Annotated in this window: 11 protein-coding genes; 7 read left to right on the top strand and 4 right to left on the bottom strand. The window is 35.6% G+C overall.

Features of this window, described 5'->3' with window-relative positions; all coding sequences use genetic code 11:
* Window positions 1-106 precede the first annotated feature (106 nt).
* Complete coding sequence (locus BLT84_RS15625; RefSeq protein WP_091267742.1) at window positions 107-1,087, top strand: aldose epimerase family protein; 981 nt, start codon at window positions 107-109, stop codon at window positions 1,085-1,087.
* A 67-nt stretch (window positions 1,088-1,154) separates the two neighbouring features.
* Here the strand turns inward: BLT84_RS15625 and BLT84_RS15620 are convergent, their stop codons facing one another.
* The 4 genes from BLT84_RS15620 to BLT84_RS15605 form a co-directional block, all read right to left on the bottom strand.
* The gene (locus tag BLT84_RS15620; protein ID WP_091267739.1) at window positions 1,155-2,600 is read right to left on the bottom strand and encodes an alpha-amylase; all 1,446 of its coding nucleotides are present in this window, start codon (window positions 2,598-2,600) and stop codon (window positions 1,155-1,157) included.
* Between the two features lie 127 nt (window positions 2,601-2,727).
* A complete protein-coding gene (locus tag BLT84_RS15615) occupies window positions 2,728-3,885 on the bottom strand; it encodes a SusF/SusE family outer membrane protein (RefSeq protein ID WP_034887965.1) in 1,158 nt (385 codons plus the stop codon).
* 15 nt (window positions 3,886-3,900) lie between these two features.
* Window positions 3,901-5,526 (bottom strand): RagB/SusD family nutrient uptake outer membrane protein, encoded by a 1,626-nt coding sequence (locus BLT84_RS15610; protein WP_091267734.1) that lies wholly within the window; start codon window positions 5,524-5,526, stop codon window positions 3,901-3,903.
* A 10-nt stretch (window positions 5,527-5,536) separates the two neighbouring features.
* The gene (locus BLT84_RS15605; protein ID WP_034887969.1) at window positions 5,537-8,449 is read right to left on the bottom strand and encodes a SusC/RagA family TonB-linked outer membrane protein; all 2,913 of its coding nucleotides are present in this window, start codon (window positions 8,447-8,449) and stop codon (window positions 5,537-5,539) included.
* A gap of 214 nt (window positions 8,450-8,663) precedes the next feature.
* Between BLT84_RS15605 and BLT84_RS15600 the strand changes: the two genes are divergently transcribed.
* The 6 genes from BLT84_RS15600 to BLT84_RS15575 all read left to right on the top strand — a co-directional run bounded on the left by BLT84_RS15600 (window position 8,664) and on the right by BLT84_RS15575 (window position 18,693).
* Window positions 8,664-9,683, top strand: a complete 1,020-nt coding sequence (locus BLT84_RS15600; RefSeq protein ID WP_091267731.1) for a LacI family DNA-binding transcriptional regulator — start codon at window positions 8,664-8,666, stop codon at window positions 9,681-9,683.
* A 132-nt stretch (window positions 9,684-9,815) separates the two neighbouring features.
* Entirely contained in the window at window positions 9,816-11,336 is a 1,521-nt protein-coding gene (locus tag BLT84_RS15595; RefSeq protein ID WP_034887972.1) for an MFS transporter, read from the top strand.
* Complete coding sequence (gene pgmB / locus BLT84_RS15590; protein ID WP_091267727.1) at window positions 11,326-11,985, top strand: beta-phosphoglucomutase; 660 nt, start codon at window positions 11,326-11,328, stop codon at window positions 11,983-11,985. Before BLT84_RS15595 ends, pgmB begins: the two co-directional genes overlap by 11 nt.
* A 3-nt stretch (window positions 11,986-11,988) precedes the next feature.
* Window positions 11,989-14,295: a glycoside hydrolase family 65 protein gene (locus tag BLT84_RS15585; RefSeq protein WP_091267724.1), complete on the top strand. Its 2,307-nt coding sequence runs from the start codon at window positions 11,989-11,991 to the stop codon at window positions 14,293-14,295.
* A 121-nt stretch (window positions 14,296-14,416) separates the two neighbouring features.
* Window positions 14,417-16,264, top strand: a complete 1,848-nt coding sequence (locus BLT84_RS15580) for a glycoside hydrolase family 13 protein (protein WP_091267721.1) — start codon at window positions 14,417-14,419, stop codon at window positions 16,262-16,264.
* Window positions 16,265-16,281: 17 nt separating this feature from the next.
* The gene (locus BLT84_RS15575) at window positions 16,282-18,693 is read left to right on the top strand and encodes a TIM-barrel domain-containing protein (RefSeq protein ID WP_231929370.1); all 2,412 of its coding nucleotides are present in this window, start codon (window positions 16,282-16,284) and stop codon (window positions 18,691-18,693) included.
* Window positions 18,694-18,696 lie beyond the last annotated feature (3 nt).

The following is an 18,696-nucleotide window of genomic DNA, read 5'->3' as shown; positions in this document are numbered from 1 at the left end:
CTCTATTTTTGAAGAATTAAGAATTCTATAAATAGAATAGAGTAATCGGAAATAAATTAATTACGACCTTTGAGATCTTTGATACTTAAATTGCACGTAAAGAAATATGACCTCAAAAGATATTAAGATTTATAGACTTGAGAATGAAGCTGGAACAATTTTAGAAATTTTGAATTTAGGCGCTGCAGTATTCAGCTTAAAATTAAAAGATCCAAAAGGTAATTTTATCAATGTTGTGGTTGGACCCAAAAATAAAGAAGATTATATAACAGAAGAATATCTTCAGAACAATATGGGTTTTGGAGCTTCTATTGGAAGGTATGCCGGAAGAATATCTCAAGGGAAATTTAAATTGGACAATAAAGACTATCAACTGTATGAAAATAATGGAGTACATCTTCATGGCGGAAAGCTAGGCCTTCAGCATAAGATCTGGCAGAAGCATTCCGAAACTACAGGTAACAATCCTTCTATAATTTTAAATTGCAATTCTGAAGATGGAGAGGAAGGATATCCCGGAAATTTAAATGTGCAGGTTCAATATACACTTACCGAAGAAAATAAGCTGGAAATTGTTTACACAGCACGTACCGATAAAAGGACAATAGTTAATCTAACGAATCATACTTATTTTAATTTGAGCGGGGAGGGGAGTATAAAAGATCATGAACTTTATATAAACGCAGCCCAAATTTTAGAAGTAGATGAAAGATTGAGACCCACAGGAATTTTGAGATCACTAAATTCTGAACTAAAGAATTTTTCAAGTTCTAAAAGAATTGGGAACACGTTCGTAGATGATACTTTTATTTTGAAAGAAGGCAGGATAAAAGCTATGGTCTATGCTCCAGATGCTAAATTAGAAATGGTCTTTAAGACCAATCAACCAGCCGTGGTGGTATTTATTCCTAAAGATTTACCAACAAATTGGAAGTACAATACAAGTATTGCACAAGAATTTCCATCTATTTGTTTGGAGGCGCAAAACTTTCCAGATGCTCCAAATCACTCTCATTTTCCTTCCGCTGTATTAGAACCTGGCGAAACCTATTATAACAAGATCTCTTATACATTTAGTTTTAAATAAGATCGGGATAAAATAAAAAGGCCGAATGATAACATTCGACCTTTTTACTTACTAAATTTTTTAATATTTATTCCATTATAGAATAGATGCTATAAGAATTTGCTGGAGCTTCTAACGTTACAGTTCCATTTTCTGCAACTGTAGTAGAATAGCTTGTTTGCTTAGCGTAATCCATTATTTTTTTACCTGCCCATGTAGAATTGATCTCACGTCTTTTAACATTGCTGTTGGTGTTAATGTATAAGATAATCCCGGGGTTGGTAGCTGTTCCTTTTCTTCTCATAATATATTCATCATTATCATTAAAGAGAACTTCAACTTCACCTGTAGCAAGAGAATTATGAATTAACATCAAATTCTTTAATTCATCTTGAAAAATAGCATTTTCATAGTCGGAATAGAATATTGTAGGATAACCATCATGCGTTAAAATATAAGCATAAGCTTTCATTTTATTACTTTCGTCTATTCTATTGTCTACATTATCATCTTTTTCTGTATCATGATTTGCTACAAAGGTTACTGCTTTTTCAGGATAGGTTTTGCGAAGCATATCTTTTCCTAAAAAGGTAAGATCTTTATTTCTGTCAAAAGCTTCTTCCATTTTATAGAAGCAAGCAAAATCAAAAGCGGAAGCTCCAGAATCTTCTACCCATTTTTCTAATACGGCGCCGTTACCATCATAATTTTCTCCTACTGCAAAACCACCTACTTCATTTAACCAGGCCTTTACTACCCAAGGTTCAAATCCTTTTACATAATCAAATCTCCATCCATCAAAGCCCATTACATTTTTATAATATTTAGCTACAGAGTTGTCTTTTTTCCAGAACCACTCCTGTACACGTTCCTGATCATGACATACATCCTGTTCTGCATAGAAAAGATCTCCAGAATCGCGCTCGTGAATATCATTAGGATGGTAGTCTTTATAACTTCTATTGAACATTCCTGAAGCATTTCCATGAGTTTCATCAAAAAGTGTGTAAGTGTTCTTATTTCTGTATGGATTAAATTCTTCTCCACCACCAGAGTTATGATTTAGTACAATATCTGCAATAACTTCCAGATTGTGATCATGAGCATTGCTTATAAGACTTTCTAATTCTGCTCTGCTTCCAAAGCGAGTTTCTACGGTACCTTGTTGGTTAAATTCTCCAAAATCAAAATAATCTGAAGGATCATATCCCATAGAATACCCTCCGGATTGTCCTTTGGTTGCTACAGGAAGCCATAATCTATTTACTCCTGCATCTGCCCAATCTTCAATATGGTCATTTATAACGTTCCACCAATCTCCACGAGGTTCCACATCCCAATAAAAGGTTTGCATCATTACACCTTGTCCGTTTTTATAAGCATTTAGATCTAATGCTTGAGGTTGTGAGGTAACGGGAGGATTTTCTCCACCATTGCCACCATCGGTATCAGGAGTATCTGCATCATCACTAGAACAGGCACTTAAAGATAGTAGTGCAGTAAATACAGTACCATAAATTAATTTTCTTTTCATCATAAGTTTAGTTTTTAAAAACAAAAAAGCTGTCTGAAGACTTTTAAGATTTAACTTAACTTCTAATAATTAGAAATAGGTTAAGCCTTAATCTTTAGACAGCTTTAGGATTATATTATTGTAAGATCTATTCTGTATCTACAACTGGAATAAAGGTGTAACGTCCGGTAAGGTCATTAAACCAAACTGTATAAGTTCCAGCTTTCACCATAATGTCATCACCATTTGCGATTCCACTTGGGAAACTTTCTCCACCTCCCCAGTTTACATCCCAGGCTAAATTAGCTCTGAATTTTAATGGACCATCTGTAAGAACTACATCATTAGCTTGCCAGATATGCTTGTCAAAATCAGAATTTGTCATTTTGATGTCTGGAGTTGGGTTATCATCACCAGGCCATCCAACAGAAGTTCCCGCTCCAACAATTCCTATTACATCATAAGTAGGAGCTGCACTAGCATCATAAGCTTCAAAAGAGTACGTAAAATCTTCTCTGTTAACCATTAAAGAGTAATACTGATCTGTAGCTACACCAAATGCAGATGGATCTCCACCTAAGGTTTCGCTGCTAGTAAAAGTACCAGCGTCAAGACCCCATTGTGGTTGCCATTCACCTTTAGTTTCAAGTAATTTGAAACCTTCAACATCTGCTCCACCTTTAAATCTACCGGTATAGTAGTATACATTTTCATTTGCAAAGTCTCTAAACAATGGTGTATTGTTATTATTGTTTTGCCATCCTGCAGCAGTTGCATCTCCAACTAAATAAAATTCTTTATAAGATGGACCTTCTGTATCCCCTTCAGGTAAAAGAACAGTTAGAGTTAAAACTTCTGAAGTTTGCTCAACTACGTTTCCTGCATCGCTTCCTGCATAAGCTCTAACTTTAAAATAAAGGTTACCAGTATTTGGAAGATCTGTTTCTACATCGTTATCTAATCCTGCTTCTGCAGCAAGCTCTAACATTGAGGCAACAGTTACAGAAACGTTGGTAGTAGAAACATCACCTAAAACGGTATAGCTGTCAAAAGATTCTGAAGCAGATCCCTGAAGTTCATAGTTAATAGGAGTTTGTACATCAAAATCAACTTCATTCCATACAAATCTTTCTGCTAGGTTATCTCCATTTGCAGCTCTAAGAGTATAAACTTCTGAAGTAGAATTTGTAAATGATATTCCTTCCGGATCTGGTTTAGCGGTGAACGTGAAATCATCATCCTCAGAACACGCATTTAAGCTAATGATCGCGATGAAAGCTATGAATAAGTTAGTTATTTTTTTCATTTTCTTTATTATTTATTAGTAGCCTGGATTTTGCTTTAGATTAGTATTTATTAAGATAATGTTACTTGGTAATGGAAAAAGATCTCTAAAAGATTCTACTGCAGTTCCGGATTTAGCACCCCCTTTAAAAGGCCATAAATAGTTTCCTGATGTATAATCGTTAAAGCGAATAAGATCTGATCTTCTCTGACCTTCCCAATAAAGTTCTCTTGCTCTTTCATCTATAATGAAATCTAAGGTAAGATCGCTGCTGTTGATATTTCCAGAATCGTCACCAATAGCTCTTTCTCTTAACTCATTAATATAACTTGTAGCTGTTTGAAGATCACCTCCGGCACCACCTCTTAATACAGCTTCTGCATAAGTAAGGTACATCTCTGCTACACGTATTACAGGAAGATCTGTATCTACAAATTCTCCACTTGCATCATTACCCTGTTCACCATTAGATTTGATATTGGTAAATTTAGTAACAGCATAACCATCTGTAAATGTATTAGCGATCTTATTGATCTCTAGATTTTGACCTTCTGTGTAGAACAAAGCTCTACCGTCAGACCATTCTGTTGGGTTTCCATCTGCATCTTTGGCAGTTACAGCATAGTCAAATTTATTAACTAGTGCTTTGGTAGTTCTAAGACCTTCCCAGCCACCATTAACTCCAGAATTAGAAGCATCCATACTACCACCTATAGAAGCGTGCACAAGAAATGTTGTTCCTCCATAAGTTCTAGATTGATTTCCATCGAAATTAAGAGCGAAGATAAATTCTTTCTGAGCTCCGTTAGAATTGTTATCTGCTAAGAATAATTCATCATAAGCAGATCCATTTCCGTTTGCATCTGTAGTGTTAATGCTATAAGAAGAATTTATCGCTTTTGAAGCATAAGTAACAGCATCGGTATTTCTATCTTCACCTACATACACATCAGCATTAAGATACAGCTTAGATAAAAGTGCCCATGCAGCAACTTTATCTACACGGCCATATTCATTAGCACCACTTTCTTTTAAAAGATCTTGAACTTCAAGAAGTTCAGACTCTACGTAATTGAAAACTTCTGTACGAGAAGATTGTGATGGTAAGTCTGTAGAAACTTTGTCTACTAGCGGCACATTTGCATAAAGGTCTACTAGGTTGTAGTAAGCAAATGCTCTTAAAAATCTAGCTTCTGCTATGTAAGCTTTAACTTCATCATTATCACTTAAAGATTCTGCGTTTGAAATAAAGGAGTTACAAAAAGAAGCTTCTTGTGCTAGACGATAGTACATTGCTGTAGTAAAGTCATTATTAGCTCCCCAGCTCATGGCATGAAGATTTGGAAGACCCGGGTCACCCCATCCTACCACTGCATTATCTGTAGTAAGCTCGTTTAAACTAAACAACATTCTAGAATATTGAGATGTACCTTCATCTATTCCAGAAATATCAGGCTGCCCAGCAGGACCTTCCTGACCTGTAAGTGCTAAACTAGCATATAATTTTGCTAAAGCACCCTTAGCTTCATCTGCATTTACAAATACATCAGCCTCGGTAAAACTATCCGGATCGATAGGTGTCTGATCTAGATCGTCATGGCATGATACTATAATAAGTGCCGGAATGACTAATATTAATTTTTTTATATAATTCATTTTCATAATTCTATTATTAGAAGTTCAGATTTACACCAACAGTAAAAGTTCTAGGTCTAGGGTAGAAGTTATTATCTATTCCTCCATCTATTTCTGGATCAAGACCTTCGTAATCTGTAATTGTCAAAACATTTTGTACAGTTCCGTATATTCTAAGATTAGATGCTTCCATAATGTTATCAAAAGTATGTCCTAAAGTTATGTTGTCTAACTTAAAGAAAGATGCCTCTTGTACATAGTAGTCACTCTGTAAATTGGTTTCTGTAATGTTTTGAAATCCTGCATTATAATAATCTGTATGCAGGTTAGTTAAAATGTTATTAGCAGTTGCTCTATTTAAATGAGCTCTACTAGAGGCCATGTTGTTGTATGCATAATTACCAAGGTTTGCTCTAGAAACGATAGATAGATCCCAATTCTTAAAATTAAGATTGGTGTTTAATCCCATTGTAATATCTGCGTTAGGGTCTTTATATAAATACTTGTCGTCATCATTAATTTGATTATCGCCATTTCTATCTACATAAGCGCCTTCAATTGGGTTGCCAGCTTCATTGTAAACTTGTTTATAAACCCAGTAACTAAATGGTGCAAAACCTTCTTTATGTAATTGAACGTTGTTTCCGGTACCACCACTAATTCCACCTTTTTCTACCTGATCTGGCAGATTTGTAATTTCATTTTCATTGTAAGCAATGTTATATCCAATGCTCCAAGTAAAATCGTCTGTTCTTACAGGCACTACATTAAGTTCAAATTCTAAACCTTTGTTCTCCATATCTCCAATATTCTTGTCGATACCATTAGAGAAGTTAGTGAAAGGATCTATAGTTACAAAGCTAATTAGATCTTCTGTCTTCTTGTAATAAGCGTTTACAGAACCGGAAATTCTATTTTCAAATAGCGAGTAATCTATACCTGCATTCAGAGTTTTACCAACTTCCCATCTAAGATCTTCATTATAAGCTTCTGGACGGTAGGTTTGGAAATATCCAGATCCAAATTGATAGTTTGCATTAGATCTACTACCTGTGTATTTAGTTAAGAAATTATAATCTCCTAAACCATTTACGTTTCCTATCTCTCCATAACCAACTCTTAATTTTAATTGATTAATTGTATTAGAATTGAAGAAATCTTCATTTACCACATTCCATGCAACTGCAAAAGAAGGAAAATATCCCCAACGATCGTCTGGATTTAATTTTGAAGATGCATCTGCTCTAAGTGTGGCAGTTAGTAAATATCTGTCGTCATAGTTGTAGTTAGCTCTACCGAAGTAAGACAATAATGTGCTTCTCCACTTATCTATAAATTCAAAATCGTTACCATCTTCCTGAGCTTCACTATCAAAGCTATAGTTATCATTTTCAAAACTCTGGTAAGAGTATCCTGCAACTGCAGAAATAGAGTGCTCGTTGATGTCTTTTGAATAGGTTAAATACGCATCAAATAATTTATTGGTAGAATTATTCACAAAATTTGAATAAGAACCATTCCAGTCTAATTGTGAAGAAGGCAATTGATCTGAAACGATCTTTCTACCATGGCTATTTGTTTTGTCATAACCTACATTTACAGTAGCTGTAAGATCTGGGAAGAAATGCAATTTGTAATCTACCTTCGCATTTCCAATTAATCTTCTAACTTCTGCAGTATCATCTATTAAATTTAATAATGCAACCGGGTTAGTAGGGGCTAAACTATTTTGAACACCATCAGAATTTAACCATGTAAAGTAACCTCCAAAAGGAGAGTTAGCATCGTATATAGATTGAGTAGGATCATAATCTACAGAACTTCCAATAGCTCCACGATCTGCAAATGTATTCTCTGTATACATTCCACGTCCATTAACTTCTACTTTTATATGGCCATCCATAAATGAAGGACGTAAACTTACAGAACCTGTTGTTCTAGAAAAGTTGTCACCTCGTAAAATACCGTCTTGATCTGTATACCCAATACTTGCACGGGTTGGCATAAAACCTCCAATATTTCCGGTAGTACTTAAGCTATGATCAAAACCAATAGCCTCTGTATAAATTTGTTCCTGCCAGTTAGTATTGCTAGAACCTAGTTTCTCAATATCAGATGGAGCTCCATTCTCATTGATTAAGGATCTAAATTGATCTGCATCCATTACATCTACATAATCTGTAGGACGGAAAATACTGGTAGTTCCAGAATAGTTGAATTTAAATTCTTGACCTGTTCCTCTTTTAGTAGTTATTAATATTACTCCGTTTGCAGCTCTTGCTCCATATATTGCAGTAGAAGATGCATCTTTAAGAACGGTCATGCTTTCAATATCGCTAGGGTTAATAAAATCTAGTGCGTTTCTAGATCCACCTGCGTTATCATTACTTAATGGAACTCCATCAACAACAAATAATGGAGAGCTGTTTAAGGATAAAGATCCCTGCCCACGAATAATGATCTTCTGACCTTCACCAGGAGCACCACCACCAGAAGTTACATTAACCCCGGCTATCTTACCCGTAATTAATTCTCCCGCGGTACTAATTTGACCCTTGTTAAAATCTTCTGTAGATACTTGGCTAACGGCGCCGGTAGCATCTTTTCTTCTTACAGAACCATAACCTACAAGAACAACTTCATCTAAAGCGTTCTGACTTTCGTCTAGCGTTATGTTAATTGTTTTTTGTCCAGTAAAAGGAACTTCTTTTGCCGTAAATCCAAGAAAAGAAAACACTAAAACGTTTTCGTTACTAACGTTAGTTAAGGTATAATTACCATCAAAATCGGTAACTGTTCCATTTGAGGTACCCTTTACGATAATGTTAACTCCCGGAATAGGTATTCCGTTAGAAGTTTCCGTTACAGTACCTGTTACGGTTTGTTGGGCAAAAAAGCTCATTGGCAGCAAAAACAGCAGATACAACGTGCTTTTAAATAATTTTTTCATAAATGATTTTGTTAGTTTGACTAAAAATTAACTTTATATTTCCACTTCCAGTTGTTAAAAGTATGTAAATTTTAGGTCAACTTTTGGGTCATTTCAGCTATTGGAACAACGCAAACGTTTTCGTGTTGAAAACTTTTGTAAATTAACGATCAAGCAGATTTTTTATGATAATTTTACTGAAAATTGAATTTGCCGTCCTAAGAATAATAATTCTATGAAAAGAAAATTAACCTTAAAACAAATCGCCAAAGAATTAGACGTCTCTATTTCTACAGTTTCTAAGGCTTTGAGAGATAGTGCAGAAATTAGTGAGGATACTAGAAAAAAGATTAAGGCCTTTGCTAAACTATATAATTACAAGCCTAACAATATCGCCTTAAGCTTAAAGAATAGGAAATCCAAGACCATAGGGGTGATTATTCCGGAGATCGTGCATCATTTCTTCACCACCGTAATTAGCGGTATCGAGCAAGTTGCAAATGAAAAAGGATATCATGTTATTATATGTATGTCTAATAATTCTTTTGATAAAGAAGTTATAAATATGGAACTTCTAGCTAATGGAAGTACCGATGGTTTTATAATATCTGTGGCCAAAGAAACCCAGCAGAAGCAAGACTATCATCACTTAAATGAGGTAATTAACCAAGGGATGCCTTTGGTAATGTTTGATAGGGTGATTGATGAAATATATTGTGACAAGGTGATAATAGATGATCTAAATGGTGCAAAAAAAGCTGTTCAGAAATTGATAGATCTGGGTTGTAAAAGAATAGGATTGTTGACTACCGTAGATTATGTAAGTGTTGGAAAATTAAGAACAGAAGGTTACCAGAATGCGCTGCAGGAGAATAATATCGAGGTCGATGAAGATTTGATCTTAAAGGTAGATGACTTTGATCTAAGTGAGAATGAGATCCAAGAATTTCTGAAAGAAAAAAATATGGATGGCCTTTTTGCCGTGAACGAACATTTTGCGATCTATGCCATTAAATCTTTCCAAGAAAATGGATTGAAGGTGCCAGAAGATGTGAAGGTAATTGGATTTACTGATGGGGAACTATCTAAAAGGTTCATTCCTAGCTTAACAACCGTAAATCAGCATGGGGCAGAAATGGGCGCGCAGGCAGCCAGAATTCTAATTAGAAAATTAGAAAATCAAGATGATGAGGAGCATTATCAAACAGTTATAGTAGAAACTGGACTTGTGGAACGTACTTCTACAAAAATTTAATTTAACATTGGAGTTTTAAAAAAATATATATCTTTACCAACTTTAATATCTCTCAAAACTGATATTTTCACTTCCTGATTATATGTTTTGACGAGTCTAGTGCTTGTCGTAATAGTAAATTAAACTTACGATATGCAAAAACGCACCCTTAGTTTTTGGGAGATCTGGAACATGAGTTTCGGTTTCCTGGGTATACAATTTGGTTTTGCGCTTCAAAACGCGAACACCTCCCGAATTTTTGAAACTTTAGGCGCCAATGTAGAGGATATTCCTATACTATGGATCGCCGCGCCGGTTACAGGATTGATCATTCAGCCTATTATAGGATACTTTAGTGATCGTACTTGGACCAAATTAGGTAGGAGAAGACCCTACTTTTTAATTGGTGCAATTTTATCCTCTCTGGCACTATTTATCATGCCAAATTCTCCAACTTTATGGGTTGCAGCCGGAACATTATGGATGATGGATGCCTCTATAAATATCTCTATGGAGCCATTTCGTGCTTTTGTAGGTGATAATTTACCAGAAAGGCAACGTACTCTAGGGTTTTCCATGCAAAGTTTCTTTATAGGAATTGGTGCTGTGGTTGGCTCTTTATTACCTTATATGTTTACCAACTGGTTTGGTGTAAGCAACACAGCTCCAGAAGGTATCATTCCAGATTCTGTTAAATGGTCTTTCTACGTGGGTGGTATAGTTTTCTTCCTAGCAGTACTTTGGACGGTTATTAAATCTAAAGAATATTCTCCGGCAGAGCTTGCAGCTTTTGAGAAGTCTCATAAAGAGCAAAATCCAGCTCGAGTAGAGCCTGTTATAGATAAAGCAAAGAACATTAAAGTACAGTTTATGTCTGGTCTTGGAATGACCATCTTGGGAACTGTAGTTTCTGCTTTTATCTATTATGAAAAATATACAAAAGAACTTTATATCTTATTTATAGGTCTTATTATAATAGGTCTATTATTTATGATAGTTTCTCAATTACGTAAGAATAATACGAGAAACGGATTCACAATTATTATTACAGACATGTTAAACATGCCATCTGCTATGAAGCAACTGGCGTGGGTGCAATTCTTTTCATGGTTTGCACTATTCTCCATGTGGATCTATACCACGCAGGCCGTAACCGGACATGTTTTTGGAACAAGAGACACTACCTCAGAACTTTATAATGATGCGGCAGATTGGGTAACAGTAATGTTTACTGTTTATAATGGAGTTGCAGCAGCAGTAGCATTTTTGTTACCGGTACTGGCTAGAAGAACAAGTAATAAATTCACACACATGCTGGCACTTTGTGCAGGAGGATTAGGGCTTATTTCTATCTATTTTCTTTCAGATAAAATAGGATTGTTAATGGCCATGGTGGGAGTTGGAATTGCATGGGCGAGTATTTTGTCTATACCATATGCCATGCTTTCAGGATCACTACCTTCAGCAAAAATGGGTTACTATATGGGAGTTTTTAACTTCTTTATTGTAATTCCGCAAATAGTTGCAGCAACCATATTAGGATTTTTAGTTAAAGAACTTTTCAATAACGAGCCAATCTATGCGCTAATTATAGGAGGAGTTTCTATGATTGTAGCAGGATTATTAACATTAAGAGTAAAAACTCAACGTAAAATTAATATAAGTGAGCAATAGTAAAGGAGTCATTTTTGACCTGGACGGGGTAATTGTAGATACTGCAAAATTTCATTTTTTGGCTTGGCGAAAGCTAGCAAATGATCTTGGATTTGATATCACAGAAACCCAAAACGAAGAGCTTAAAGGAGTAAGCCGAGTGAAATCTTTAGAAATAATCTTGGGCTGGGGTGGCGTAACACTTACCGAAGACGAATTTATGGAACAAATGGCGATGAAGAATGATAATTATCTTTCTTATATCTCCGGAATGACTAAAAGTGACATTCTGCCTGGCGTTTCTGAAATCATTGATTTTTTAAAAGAAAATGATATTCCAATTGCTTTAGGCTCTGCTAGTAAGAATGCAAGGAATATATTGGAAAAAGTAGGCTTGTATCAAAGTTTTGATGCTATAGTTGATGGGAACGATGTAAGCAAAGCAAAACCTAACCCTGAAGTTTTCCTTATTGCAGCAGATCAGTTAAATGTTGACCCAGAAAACTGTGTAGTTTTTGAAGATTCGGTTGCCGGAATTCAGGCTGCAAATTTAGCTAAAATGACAAGTATTGGAATTGGTGAAGAAGCTGTTTTAAATGAAGCCGATCACGTTTATACCGATTTCACAGAAATTGAAATAGATTTTATTAAAAAATTAGTTACCAAGTAAGCGATGAATCAAGATTATATACAACCGGATAGCTGGTCTATCATTGAAGAAGGATTTGAGAAAGGACGGGTGAAATCTTCAGAAAGTCTTTTTAGTATTGGAAATGGAGCCATGGGGCAACGTGCCAATTTCGAAGAATCTTATACAGGTTCTTCTTTTCAGGGAAGTTACATAGCTGGTATTTATTACCCAGATAAGACAAAAGTTGGCTGGTGGAAAAATGGATATCCGGAATATTTCGCAAAAGTATTGAATGCTCCAAACTGGATTGGGATAGATGTTGAAGTTGAAGGTGAGTCTTTAGATCTTAATACGTGTAAAAGTATTGAAGATTTCCGCAGAGAATTGAACATGAAAGAAGGATGGCTAAAACGTAGTTTTGTGGCTACTCTTCCAAATGATATAAAAATTAAAGTAACTGCTACCAGATTCCTTTCTATGGAATTGGATGAGTTGGGAGCTATAGACTATAATGTAGAACTTCTAAGCGGGAAAGCGAAGATCGTTTTTAAACCTTATTTAGACAGCGGAATTAGTAATACCGATGCTAACTGGGAAGAGCGTTTCTGGAAAACGGTAGCTATAAAAGAAGAAGGTCATCAGGCTTTTATTACATCTCAAACGCTTAAAACTGAGTTTTTGGCGTGCACGTATATGCAGTCTGAAATTTTTGTGAATGAAGAGAAAGTTCAAGCAGACTTCAATTCTAAACAAGAAGAAAACAAAATAGAATTCTCTTATGCTGTTTTTGCTGAAAAAGGGGACACTGTAAAGATCCGTAAATATGCGGGTTATGTTACAGACATGAATCATGAGAAAAATGGGTTGGTAGATGCAGCTAAAAATGTACTTGCTACTGCCTTAGATCATGGTTTTGACGCTTTGTTGCAAATGCAAAAAGAAACCTGGGTTAAGATCTGGGAAATGGCAGATATTTCTATTGAAGGAGATGTAAAAGCACAACAGGGAATTAGATTCAACATCTTTCAGCTAAATCAAACTTATTCTGGTAAAGATGAACGTTTGAATATTGGACCAAAAGGATTTACCGGAGAAAAATATGGTGGAAGCACTTATTGGGATACTGAGGCTTATTGTATTCCATTCTACATGGCTACAAAAGATCAGCAGGTTGCAAGAAACTTATTAACGTACAGATACAATCACCTTCAAAAAGCTATTGAAAATGCAGAAAAATTAGGCTTTACTAATGGCGCTGCTTTATATCCAATGGTTACTATGAACGGGGAAGAAAGTCATAACGAGTGGGAGATCACCTTTGAGGAGATTCACCGTAACGGTTCTATGGTATTTGCCATTTACAATTATGTGCGCTATACAGGAGATTTTGATTACATCCCAGAAAAAGGTTTAGAAGTAATGATTGCTGTGGCTCGTTTCTGGCAGCAACGTGCAAACTTCAGCAAAGCGAAGAATAAATTCGTGATTCTTGGAGTTACCGGGCCTAACGAATATGAAAATAACGTGAACAATAACTGGTATACCAACTATTTAGCAAAATGGTGTATCGAATATTGTATGCAAATGATAGACAAGGTAAAATCTGGTCATAAAGAAGATTATGATCGAATTATGGGGCATACCAATCTATCAGATTCTGAATTAATGGAATGGAAAGATGTGGCTGACAATATGTATTTCCCATATTCAGAAGAAAAAGGAGTTTTCTTACAACAAGATGGTTTCTTAGATAAAGAGATCATTCCTGTGGAAGATCTAGATCCTAAAATGCGCCCGATAAACCAAACATGGAGTTGGGATAGAATTTTGAGATCTTGTTATATTAAACAAGCAGATGTATTGCAAGGTTTCTATTTCTTTGAAGATCATTTCAAAGAAAATGAGTTAGAAAAACATTTCGATTTTTATGAGCCATTAACCGTTCATGAATCTTCTCTTTCTCCTTGTGTACACAGTATTCAGGCTGCGAAATTGGGAAGAATGGCCCAGGCATATGAGTTTTATGTTCGTACTTCTAGATTAGATCTTGATGATTATAACAACGAGGTAAAAGAAGGGTGCCATATTACAAGTATGGCGGGAACTTGGATGAGCATTGTAGAAGGTTTTGGTGGAATGAGAATCGTAGACGATAAGCTTTCCTTCAGCCCAAGAATTCCAGAAGAGTGGAAAGGCTATTCTTTTAAAGTGAATTTTAGAAATCAGATCTTAAAGATCAAGGTAGCGGCAGATAAAACTACTTTCAGTTTAGAAGGAGAGGAGGCTATTAAGATCTTAGTAAAAGATAGGTTGGTAGAAGTCACTCCAAATGAATTGATCACAGTTTAAAAAATTAATAAATATTGAGAGATCCGGAAAGCACATATTGCATTTTAGTTGGAAGATATCTTCTTTAACATTTAAATGTATTGCGCTCTCTGGATCTTTTATTTCTTAGAATATCGAATTTATGAGAGTATCTAACCTTTTATTTTTAGTCTTTTTAGTTTGCGGATTTTCTGTGAACGCGCAAATAGATCATATGGAACCGCCATTTTGGTGGTCTGGAATGCAACAAAATGAATTGCAGATCATGTTCCACGGGAAAGATATCGCCCAATATGATGTAGCTGTGAGCAATGATGTTGTGATCAACGGCATTACAAAAACCGAAAACCCAAACTACGTTTTTGTAACCTTAGATTTGAAAGATGTAGCAGCAGGAACATTAAAAATCGATTTTAAGAAAAAAGGGAAAGTGACTTTCAGCAAGAATTATGAAGTAAAGGAGCGTCGTGAAAACTCAGCTTTACGTCAAGGTTTTGATGCTAGTGATGTTATGTATCTCATCATGCCAGACAGGTTTGCAAATGGAGATCCTAAAAATGATTCTTCCAAAGAAATGTTGGAAAAAGCAGATCGTGATAATTTAGGAGGGAGACATGGAGGAGATATTCAGGGAATTATAGATCATTTAGATTATATAGAAGAATTAGGAGCTACAGCAGTGTGGAGTACCCCGTTATTAGAAGATGATGATCCTACATATTCTTATCATACCTACGCGCAAAGCGATGTTTACAACATCGATCCTCGTTATGGTACCAATGAAGATTACAAGCGTCTTTCCGCAGAAATGCATAAAAAAGATCTTAAACTTATTATGGATTATGTTACCAATCACTGGGGCGCAGAGCATTGGATGATAAAAGATCTTCCTACCTACACATGGATTCATCAGTTTCCGGGATACGCCAACTCTAATTATAGAATGACCACGCAAATGGATCAAAATGCTTCTGCAAGAGATCTGAGATATTGCGTAGATGGTTGGTTTACCAAGACAATGCCAGATCTAAATCAGAGCAATCCTTTAGTGACTACATATTTACTTCAAAATGCAATTTGGTGGATAGAGTATGCAGATCTAGACGGATTTAGAGTAGATACGTATTCTTATAATGACAAACAGGGAATTGCGGCTTGGACGAAAGGAATTATGGATGAATATCCAAATTTCAATATCGTTGGGGAAGTTTGGATGCACGATCAGGCGCAGATCTCTTTTTGGCAAAAAGACAGCCCAATTAGCGCCATTCAAAGTTATAATTCTTACCTGCCTTCTGTGATGGATTTCACCTTTCATGATGCATTAACCTCTATGTTTAATGAAGAAGATCAAGGTTGGGGAAATGGAATGATGAAAGCTTATGAGAATTTTGTAAATGATTTCTTGTATGCAGATATCGATAATATTTTAGTCTTTGCCGGAAATCATGATACCAACAGGATTAATCAGATCTATAAGGGAGATCTTGATAAGTACAAATTAGCAATGACGCTTGTTTTCACCACTAGAGGAATTCCTCAGGTATATTATGGTGATGAGTTAGGAATGATGGGAGACAAAGATGCTAAAGGAGACGGAGACATTCGTCGCGATTTTCCCGGAGGATGGCAAGGTGATGATGCAAGTGCTTTTACTCAAGCAGGAAGAACAGATAATCAGAATGAATTTTACGCTTTCACCAAGAAACTGTTGAATTATAGAAAGAATAAAGACGTGCTGCACTTTGGTAAATTGATGCAGTTCTTACCGGAAGACAATGTGTATGTGTATTTCAGATATAACGAGAAAGAAACGGTAATGGTAGTGATGAATAATAATTCTGAAGATAAAGAGATCTCATTAGATCGTTTTGCTGAAGGAATTAAAGAACATACTTCCGGAACAGATATTTTAACCGGAGAAGGAGTAGATCTTTCTGGGAAATTAAAGATCAATGCAAAATCACCGATGGTGATCGAGTTGAAGTAATTTTATAAAAACAAAATTTGAAAAATAAGCCAACATTCATAATCTCAAAACAGCTTTTTGTTGCTCTGTTTATAGGAATAATTTCCTTCTCATTACATGCACAAAATCCTGATAGAAAATATCAAACACATAAAGTAGAAGCTAATGTGATCACCATTTCTACCAGCGATGGAGTATACCGGTTTATGCCTTTCACCAAAGAGATCATGGAAACCTCTTTTATTCCAAAAGGTGAAAAGTACAATCCGGAATCTTTTGCGGTGGTATTAGCGCCTAAAAATGTGAAGGTAAATGTTTCTGAAGATGATAACTCATTAAAAATCGATACCGATGGCCTTGATGTTGTAATTACAAAAGCTCCATTTCAGATAAGCTATTATTTTGAAGGTGAAAAAGTGCTTTCAGAAAAAGTGGGTTATACCAAAACTGAAGAATTTGAAAAATTAGATTTCAATTTAAACGAATCTGAAATGCTTTATGGAGGAGGAGCTCGTGCTTTGGGAATGAATAGAAGAGGGAACAGACTTCAACTTTATAACCGTGCGCATTATGGTTATACCACCAAATCTGAATTGCTTAATTATACGCTTCCAATTGCTATTTCTTCAAAGAAATATTTGTTGCATTTTGATAATGCTCCTATTGGATATTTAGATCTGGACAGTGAGCACAACAATACGCTGACTTATGAGACAATAAGTGGCAGAAAGACCTATCAGGTAATTGTTGGAGAAACATGGGAGAATATCATTTCAAATTATACCTTATTAACAGGTCGCCAGCCAATGCCGCCTCGTTGGGCATTAGGTAATTTCTCGAGTAGATTTGGATATCACTCTCAGAAAGAAGTTTTGAATACCATTGAGGAATTTAAAAAAGACAGCATTCCGGTAGATGCTATTATTTTGGATCTTTTTTGGTTTGGTCATGATATTAAAGGCACCATGGGAAATCTCGAATTTGTAAAAGATTCTTTTCCGGAGCCTAAAAAGATGATTGCTAAATTACTTAATAAGGGCGTGAATACCATTTTAGTAACAGAACCATTTATATTAACAACGTCCAAAAAATGGGATAATGCGGTTGCTAAAAATGTATTAGGAACAGATTCTATTGGCCAACCTTTTAAATTTGATTTTTACTTTGGGAACACCGGTTTGGTAGATATTTTTAAACCGAAAGCGAGAGATTGGTTTTGGGATATTTATAAAGATCTTAAAAGTTATGGTGTAAAAGGTTGGTGGGGAGACCTGGGAGAACCAGAAGTTCATCCATCTAAATTGCAACACAGTATTGGCAGCGCAGACGAAGTTCATAATATCTACGGGCATTATTGGGCAAAACTTATTTATGATGGTTATAGAGAAGAATTTCCAAAAGAACGTCCGTTTATTTTAATGAGAGCGGGAGCAGCAGGATCACAACGTTTTGGACTTATTCCGTGGTCTGGAGATGTCAGCAGAAGTTGGGGTGGGTTAAAACCACAACCGGAGATCTCTTTACAAATGGGACTTCAAGGGCTGGCTTATATGCATTCAGATCTTGGAGGTTTTGCAGGGGATCTGGAAGATAATGAGCTTTACACACGTTGGTTACAATATGGCGTTTTTCAACCCATTTTTCGTCCGCATGCGCAAGAAGCAGTAGCCTCAGAACCTGTATTTAAAAATGCTGAAACTAAAGCACTCGCTAAAAAATCTATTGAGTTGAGGTATCAATTATTGCCTTATAATTATACGCTCGCTTATCAAAACAGCAATTCTGGGTTGCCTTTAATGAGACCTTTATTCTTTGAAGAATCTGCAAATTATAAGCTTTATAGCATTTCTAACACTTATTTATGGGGGAATAATTTTTTGATCTCTCCGGTGGTTGAACCAAATGTTTCTGAAAAAGAGATCTATTTTCCGGCAACTTCTAATTGGTTCGATTTTTACACAGGACAACAATATAGGAAAGGAACAACTGCTGAAGTGCATTTAGAAAAAGATCATATTCCAACATTTGTAAGAGGTGGGTCTATCATTCCGATGGCTAAGCCTATGCAAAATACTACTGATTATAACGTTTCAGATCTTGATCTTCATTTTTATTATGATGCTGAAGCAAAAACAAGCGAAGCTGAAGTTTATAATGATGATGGAAAAACTCCAAATGCGTTTAAAGATGGAGCTTATGAACTTTTGAAAATAAAGAGTAATGCTTCAGCAAGCGAGCTTGATATTGAAATTAAAAAAGAGTTAGGAGCAAATTTCAGATCAGAATTTAAGCATTTAGATATCATCATTCATAATATTTCAGCAAAACCGAAAGCATTAGAGTTCAATGGGAAATCTCAAAAATTCAGCTGGAATGAGAACGCTAAAGAACTTATTTTCAGAATAGAATTAGTCACAGAAAACTCCACGATCCATATAAAATTCAATTAATCA

It is taken from the genome of Gillisia sp. Hel1_33_143 (genome assembly GCF_900104765.1).
In the GTDB taxonomy this organism is placed as follows: Bacteria; Bacteroidota; Bacteroidia; order Flavobacteriales; family Flavobacteriaceae; genus Gillisia.
This window is presented reverse-complemented; position numbering and strand designations above follow the sequence as displayed.